Source organism: Pelatocladus sp. BLCC-F211 (genome assembly GCF_041928655.1).
Lineage (GTDB): Bacteria > Cyanobacteriota > Cyanobacteriia > Cyanobacteriales > Nostocaceae > Pelatocladus.
Genome location: NZ_JBHFLM010000029.1, coordinates 19,890 through 28,152, shown reverse-complemented (window position 1 = coordinate 28,152; position 8,263 = coordinate 19,890). Strand labels below are relative to the sequence as shown.

Sequence of the window (8,263 nt, the reverse complement as noted above, 5' to 3'; positions counted from 1 at the left end):
AAAGTTGGTCATTTAAAATACATTTCTACAAATTGTAAAATTTCCTTTTTCTTCTAATTTTTTAAGCATTAATACTTAGACTAACATTGCAGGTGTGGCGAAGCCGCATCTAAAGCTATTGTGCCAGTTGCGTAAGTCCTGAATCTCTAATGCTTTACAATGGAGGCTACAATATGGAAGAGTTATCGAGCGTGCTGGCCAAGAAGAAGGAATCATTACTGTTTACAAAGCTAACTTATGACTAGTGCTAAACACAAAACAAAATTAGAATTTGGAGACTTTCAGACACCATTAGAACTTGCTGATAAAGTATGCCAGAAGTTGATTAAACTTGAATTGTGTCCGAATGTAATTATTGAACCAACATGTGGAGTTGGTAATTTTATTGAAGCTGCTGCAAATAGATTTCAATCAACCAGCAAAATTGTTGGATTAGATATTAACTCAGATCATTTAATCAAGGCTGAAAAACTAAAAAACAAATTAGGAAATGAAAAAATCGATCTAATAAATGAAAATTTTTTTATATTTGACTGGTTTTCTTTATTGAATAGTTTAGATGGAAATATACTAGTGCTTGGAAATTTTCCTTGGGTTACAAATTCACAACAAGGAATAATTGGCGGCATGAATTTACCTAAAAAAAATAATTTTCAAAACTATAATGGTCTTGATGCAATGACGGGTAAAAGTAATTTTGATATATCCGAATGGATGTTAATTCAGGTTGTTCAATGGCTACAAAAACGTGATGGTAATCTTGCAATGCTCTGTAAAACTTCTGTTGCAAGGAAACTATTGAAATATCTACATTCCAATCAACTCAATCTTTCTTATTGTGCTACTTATAAAATAGATGCAAAAAGATATTTTAATGCAAATGTTGAAGCTTGTCTATTATTTTGCAAATTTTATTCCAAGGCTCAAAATTATTTCTGTGATGTATTCAGTAGCCTTGAAAGTTTCAATTCTCATCGAATAGGATATCAAGATAATATTTTAATCAGAGATATTGATTCTTTTGAAAAAGTAAAAATATTTTATGATAAAAATGCCGGAGTTAAATGGCGCTCTGGAATTAAACATGACTGCTCAGATATTATGGAGTTTCGTAAGATTGGCAATTCTTTGATAAATGGGCTAGGAGAAGTAATTGATATTGAAGATACTTATCTTTTTCCCTTACTTAAAGGCTCTAATATTGCTCAAAATATAATTGATAATCATAACCGATATCTTCTGGTTACTCAAAAGTTTATTGGTGAACCAACTGAATGTATAAAATATTTAGCTCCTAAAACTTGGAAATATCTGGAGTCTCACGCGAGATACCTAGATAATAGAAAAAGCAAGATTTATCAAAATACTCATCGTTTTTCTATTTTTGGAGTTGGTGCATACAGTTTTACACCCTGTAAAATAGCAATATGTGGACTTTATAAGAAATTAGATTTCAAAATGATAGGTAAGATCAATGACAAGACAGTTGTTTTTGATGATACTGTTTACTTCCTCGGTTTTGAAGATGAGGAAATAGCAAACAAAACACTTGAACTTTTAAATTCTTCATTGGCTACTAACTTCTACTCATCCCTAATTTTTTGGGACGAAAAACGTCCGATAAAATCTAGTATTTTAAATAGTCTGAATTTAGCAGAGTTAGCGCGGACAATATCTTTGTATTAAAGACTTACAAAGATCATATTCTTGGTAATATTACGTAAGCTAAGTCGTGGTTATTATGAATAAAATATACGTGTAAATTTCAAGCATATATTTTTTACAGATGCTCTCTATGGTAGCTTTGCCGCCTCAGTGCCAAAATTTAAAAGAACAAGTAGAGTTATTATTGCAACTTTTGCAGCAAGAACCTGCTTTGCGATCGCATGACATTACACCTGTACAAACATCGCTAGGTAAAGCGATTTCCCCAAAGTTTGAAATCGTGTTTGCGGGTGCGTTTAGTGCAGGTAAATCTATGCTGATTAATGCATTGCTAGAAAGAGAATTGCTCTACAGTGCAGAGGGACACGCTACAGGTACGGAATGCAAAATTGAATATGCACAACCAAATCAAGAACGAGTTGTGTTGACTTTTTTGAGTGAAGCAGAAATTAGAGAACAAGCAGTTTTTCTCTGTCAGCAGCTAGGATTTACAAATATCACCAATATCAACCAAAAAGAAGTTATCTATCAGCTGTCTTCTGATTGTTTCTCAATTATCAAACAAGAGGGTGGGGAAAGTAAATCAGAAAGGGCAAAACAAGCAAAAGCGTTGATTTTGTTGTTAGAAGGGTATGTGACAAATCGTCAACACATCCACACGGTAAATCATGCTACATATTCGATGGAGCAGTTTAATTTTACCAATCTCAAGGAAGCTGCTAGTTATGCACGGCGTGGTAGTAATAGCGCGGTTTTAAAGCGAATTGAATATTATTGTCATCATTCGTTATTAGAAGATGGTAACGTGGTTATCGACACGCCGGGAATTGATGCACCTGTAGAGAAAGATGCACAGTTAACCTACGCCAAAATTCAACACCCGGATACTTCTGCTGTGGTGTGTGTGCTGAAACCTGCATCTGCGGGTGACATGACGAAGGAAGAAACGGAACTTCTAGAGTTGATGCGGAAAAATGCGGGAATACGCGATCGCGTTTTTTACGTTTTCAACCGTATTGATGAAACTTGGTACAACACCCAGTTACGTCAACGACTCGATGATTTGATTAATCAACAGTTTCGGGATACCACAAGAATTTATAAAACTAGTGGATTACTGGGATTTTACGGTAGTCAAATAAAAAATACAAATGGTGGGGATAGGTTTGGGTTGGATTCGGTATTTGCTGAGAGTGTTAAAGGTGAAGATGGGAAAGAAGAAACACCGCAGTTTGTCAATGAGTTTTTGCGTTATTGTGCTAATTCTGGGAAGTTATCATCTAGCAAATTTCGGATTTCTGTAAATAGTTACGAAACTGCAAATGAAAACTACGTGAGAATTTTTGCAGAACAAGGAACACCATTAATTAATCAGCTAATTCAAGATAGCGGGATTGAGGAATTTAGAACGGCGATAACTCGATATCTTACCGAAGAAAAGCGTCCACAATTATTTAAAAACCTTGCTGATGATTTAGAAGATATTTGCATTCTCCTCAAAAAAAGTTATCAGGTAGTCAAACGAGATTTAGAAAGTCAACCCAACGAAATTGAGGCGATGAAAGCGCAGGAATTACAACGCCTCAATCAACAGTTACAACAAGTTGGTAATGAGTTTCGTCAACATATTGCTGAAGAAATTAATCGAGTGGTGACGAATGGATGCGAATCTTTCGAGACTGATTTTCAGCAATTACAATTATTGATGATTCGTCGTTTAGATGAATTACTGTACACTTTTTCTGTGGCTGATGCTTATCGCCGTGCAACTTTGAGTCATCCCCGCAATGCAACAGCGCCTTTGATTGCTATTTTAGTTGAAGCGCTGTATTACTTGGCAAATCAATTAGAAGATGTTTTGGTTGAGTCTTGTCAAACAATCGTTGCAAATCTCTTCCAACACTTAATTGAGAGAATTCACAAGTCAGAATATCATCGCCAATTGTATCGCTTGTTGGGTAATGATGGTGGTATAGAACAGGAGTTGAAACTATTAGAAAAAGTAGTTTCTCAGGCTTTGGTAAATGAAGCACGGGTAGAGTGCGATCGCTTTGTTAGAGAAAGTCCGAGATTTTACGATGAAGGGACTTTTTCTATCTATCAATTTCGCCAAACACTACAGCAAACTTCTCAAGGTTATGACTGCGAAAGTATGGTGGAAGCTGAACCAGCAATTAAGCAATTATTGAAATTAGATTTTGAACCCAAGGTTTTACAAACTATCCGCAAAACTTTCCGTCAAACAATTAACCAAACTCTCAAAACAAATTTGTTACCGATGGCGGATAAACAAGCAGACGAAATTTTGCAGCAGTATTCTCAAGCACGTGCCTATTTAGAAAAAACTTTAGCACAAGAAGCTGAGGAAAAAATTATCAGTAATCGCCAGCTATTAAATACTGTTGAGCAAAAAATCTCTGCATACAATCAAGCGGTGAATGCTATCAATGCTTGTTTCCAAGCAATGGGTTTGTATGAACATTTGCTTCCTGTAATTGGTGAGAGTGATGTGATTGCAAGTGATGAAATTTCTGAGGAAGTTTCTGATAATGGATTTGTTGATTCTTCGGAATCATTGTATGTTGTATAATCACTTGTTTTTGGGTTGATGTTTTATCTATTAGATTGACATTTAAACCCTGTAGAGACGTTGCAGTGCAACGTCTCTACATGCCCAAATTATGACGAAAAATCCTATCCCTTGCAATATTTGATTCTTATTTGATTAATCTACAATATAAAATCTTTCAAAAATATGCACAAAAACCCCCGCATACGTATTCCTGTGGAAGTGAGAAAATACGTACATCAACGAGATAATTATCAATGTAAAAATTGTGGTCAAACACATCATGATACTCAGTTAAGTATTGACCATATTATCCCCTTGGCACGTGGTGGTACAAATGATATCAGTAATCTACAAACACTTTGTTTAACCTGTAATCAGCAGAAAAAAGACAAAATTGTTCATGGTTTACGGCGTTATTTTGACTCTCAATCTAAGATTGATTGTTAGTTTCTCACCAATGTACCGAATGCCAAAAAAATTCCATCACAATTCACGAAATTGGACTCAATCTTTCCTCAAACTTCTTCCAATTTCCTTAATTTTTATTGTTGTTTTTATAGCATTGTTTCCGTGGTTGTATGAAGTAAAAACCAAAGCAGGAATTAACATCTCATCCAAGTATCACGCCGGGCCTTTTTTTGAAAAGCACACCCACGGACTTTTTAAATGTGAGTGGCTTTATCCTTACCATTGCGATCGCCCACTCAGAAATTAGCAGTTGTATTGAAAATGGGGATCGGGGGTCGGGGATCGGTGATCGGGAATCGGGGATCGGTGTTTATTGTCCCCCGTGTCCCCCTTGTCTCCCGTGTCCCCCTTGTCCCCCTTGTCTCCCTTGTCCCCCTTGTCTGTCTTGTCATTCCATCTGATTCAACCAGTAACTAACGTCAACGGCTAATTTTTGCCCTAACTTTAATAACTGTCGATACTTTGTGATGTCTTCACCACTAGCGATCGCGATTTGACATTGGGGGATAATCTTGTTGTACAAACAGCTAAAGTATAGTTCTTGAGGTCTATTCAAGGTGATCCCGACATTGAGCTGATAGCCAACATCTATCAATCTTTCCAAGCGCTGGATATCTGCATCAAATGTACCATTAGGATCGTGCAATAACTGCCAAAGCAAGCGCAAAATCAACTGTTCTAACATCTGCTTACCTTCGGGAATATTTAACCGACAGCGCAGTTGTTTAGCTTCACTAGCGATCGCTTTTAACTCCAGGATATGATTTATACTCAATTGTGGTTCGCTAATATCTTGCTCTAAGGCACGCAGTGTGGTCATACACCGATAGCTTAAAGCTATTTCTGCTGCGACTTGCAATTCTTGTGGTGCTACCAATTCATCCCGATGAAATGCCATCAGTACACCGTAATTATCTCGATATGTTTGTGTATAAAGTTGATCTAATCGTGTTAAAGTTTCCTGACTCAACAATTGCATCAGGCGATGGCGTTCTTCAGCAAAGAGATTTTCTAAGCTAAACGCTTGATCCCCAAATAATTGCATCATGACTAAGATCATGTTTGCTGCACTAGCTTTTTGTAGTGATGCCAATAATTGTTCTTTGATTTGACTGTAATTACGCCTTCCTTCAAATGGTTGTATGCAACAGTGGAAATCCCAACCTCCCAAATGCAGCACTGCAAAGACTAAATGTTCAGTTTCCCAGGTGATTTCTGAGATTAACTTTAAGTGTCCGACTGCCAGTGTTAAGCTTCCCAGACGTTGCAGATGGTAATCTAATTCATGAACTTTATAGCAATAAACCCGTTTCTGGTAGGGATGGGAATATTTGATAGTACAGTTGTTGGGTGAAGTGCCATTACCATTGCCATTACGGGTTTCACCTTTGTGATTGTTAAACAAAGAAGCGATCGCGTGATGGGCTGCAACTTGCTTAAACGTGATTTGTGAAGTCACTACCAGTTGGCGGTAAACTTCTCCACCATGTCCGAAAATCTCAACATTACTGGGAGCAATGGCAAGGCGTTTGAGGAATTCTTTTTCTAGTTGCACACCTGCTACATCTGCCGCCAGTTCTAAAGCACGGGCGGCGTAGCGCAGGATCTGTGTTCCTTCCGGGCGGGATATTTCCTCAAAAAACCAACCGCAACTTGTAAACATCAACAAAGCATGACGCTGCATTTCCAGCAAGCGCAAAGCGTCTATTTGTTCTGTATCCTTGAGTTCGCTTTTTTGATGGTGGGCGAGGAAGTGGTGAATATTGTTTGGCGAACGATCCAGAATTACCTTAATATATTCATCTCGTGCTTGCCAGGGATCAAGGAAAAACTGTCTACCGTGTTCTTCATATACTTGCGTCAGGCGATCGCGTAACCAGTTTAAGGCATGTCGCAACGGGCGACGCCATTGTTGATGCCATTCACCACCACCACCACAACCGCAATTATCTTGCCATCTATCAACACCGTGGGCGCAACTCCAAGCGGTAACAGGCTTTAACTCTACCTCCCAACTAGGAGGATTCAAGCTGAGATAATGAGCAAAGTTGCTAACAGTCCAACCCCGGTGGGAAAATTCTTTGGTAAAGGCATATGCCAGAGTTTTCTCTGTTCCTCCTTTATGATGTCCAAAGGTTTCCCCATCTGTCGCTACAGAAATTAACTGTGCAGGACGATGATCCCCGCGTACCGCCGAACCAATGCGCCCTGCTAAATGCCCAGAATTGTAGAGAACATCACTAAAACCCATATCCCGCGAAATCGGACCATCGTAGAAAAAGATATCGATGTAGGGAAGTTCTTCTGACGCGGAGACGGGGGGACGCTCCGACGCGGAGATATGATTATTCTCCGCGTCTCCCATTCTCCGTGTCACCGTGTCCCCATCTCTGGGAGATAAAGAAACCGTACTCAAAGGGGAAGAGGCTGTGCTGAGTGTGGGTTTGAGATAGCAACGATAGGGACGGGTGGGATCAATCTGACTACCACCGACTTCGTGCCATTCTGGATGGGGATTGTCTTTGGTAGGTAGGGGACGACAACGCTGTGCTTGCGAGGGTGCTAAGACGATAAAGCGAATTCCTTCTTTGATTAAGGCTTCGAGGGTGGCGTAGTCTACAGCAGTTTCCGCCAACCACATACCTTCGGGATCGCGTTTAAAGCGGGATCGGAAATCTGCTTTACCCCAACGAATCTGCGTATATTTGTCGCGCTCGTTGGCCAGAGGCATGATGATATGGTTGTATACTTGCGCGATCGCGTTGCCATGTCCATGCAAACGTTCACAAGATTTGCGATCGGCCTCTAAAATTCGCTGATAAACTTCTACGTCATGGCGTTCTAGCCAGGACATTAGCGTTGGCCCAATATTAAAGCTCAAATACTCGTAATTATTAACGATCCCTACCAGTTCGCCTCGATCATTTAGCACCCTAGCAAAGGCATTCGGGCGATAGCATTCATGATGAATACGTTCATTCCAATCATGAAATGGTGCTGCACCCGGTTGGCGTTCGATCGCATCCAAATATGGATTTTCCCGTGGTGGTTGGTAAAAATGACCGTGTACAGTCACGTAAACGCCCGTAGCCGTCGTCAAGGGATTAGGCGATTTGGCGTTTGGAGAATTTTCTTGTGATGTCAAATTTATGCCAGTTTGACCTGGCAGTTCAGCAGCAGAAGTCATGTAGTGTATCCAAAATCAAAAATACTTGCAATTGTGCCGACAAATATATGCGTTCACCTTTGTATAGCGGCATTTCTGGTAAATATTAGCGCAGGTAGATAACAACGACCAGATGAATGCACTTCAGAGTATAGCTCATAAAATTACGGGCAATCTGCATCATCAAGCAGTCGTTTCCCGAAATTCAGGAATAAAACAGCCAATTGAAAAAGCCTGATGACAGCTTTTTCCACTGGCAGTACCAAAAATTTAATTGTCTTTTAATATATTAAACATTATTTTTGGTGTAATATTTACGGTTTAATAAAAAGTTTTGCAAAGAAAATTTATTAATACTCCGTAAAACTCCAATTTATTTTACAAACTTTGCT

At 39.0% G+C, this 8,263-nt stretch carries 5 protein-coding genes and 1 pseudogene; 5 read left to right on the top strand and 1 reads right to left on the bottom strand.

The genetic code is table 11. The features are described from left to right. Positions 1–142: 142 nt before the first annotated feature. The 5 genes and pseudogenes from ACE1AT_RS02725 to ACE1AT_RS02705 form a co-directional block, all read left to right on the top strand. Positions 143–241: pseudogene (locus tag ACE1AT_RS02725) on the top strand (restriction endonuclease); the annotation flags it as partial. After that, on the top strand, positions 238–1,686 hold the full coding sequence (locus ACE1AT_RS02720; protein ID WP_374865781.1) for an SAM-dependent methyltransferase: 1,449 nt from the start codon (positions 238–240) through the stop codon (positions 1,684–1,686). The pseudogene ACE1AT_RS02725 and the gene ACE1AT_RS02720, both read left to right, overlap by 4 nt. Before the next feature lie 109 nt (positions 1,687–1,795). Continuing rightward, positions 1,796–4,255 carry a dynamin family protein gene (locus ACE1AT_RS02715; protein ID WP_374865780.1) on the top strand — a complete coding sequence of 820 codons (2,460 nt, stop codon included), beginning with the start codon at positions 1,796–1,798 and terminating at the stop codon, positions 4,253–4,255. A gap of 165 nt (positions 4,256–4,420) precedes the next feature. Then, complete coding sequence (locus ACE1AT_RS02710) at positions 4,421–4,684, top strand: HNH endonuclease (RefSeq protein WP_374865779.1); 264 nt, start codon at positions 4,421–4,423, stop codon at positions 4,682–4,684. Positions 4,685–4,703: 19 nt separating this feature from the next. Then, the gene (locus ACE1AT_RS02705; protein WP_374865778.1) at positions 4,704–4,952 is read left to right on the top strand and encodes a hypothetical protein; all 249 of its coding nucleotides are present in this window, start codon (positions 4,704–4,706) and stop codon (positions 4,950–4,952) included. A gap of 141 nt (positions 4,953–5,093) precedes the next feature. On the opposite strand, the gene ACE1AT_RS02700 is transcribed toward ACE1AT_RS02705, so the two are convergent. Next, positions 5,094–7,892: a DUF3536 domain-containing protein gene (locus ACE1AT_RS02700; RefSeq protein ID WP_374865777.1), complete on the bottom strand. Its 2,799-nt coding sequence runs from the start codon at positions 7,890–7,892 to the stop codon at positions 5,094–5,096. Positions 7,893–8,263 lie beyond the last annotated feature (371 nt).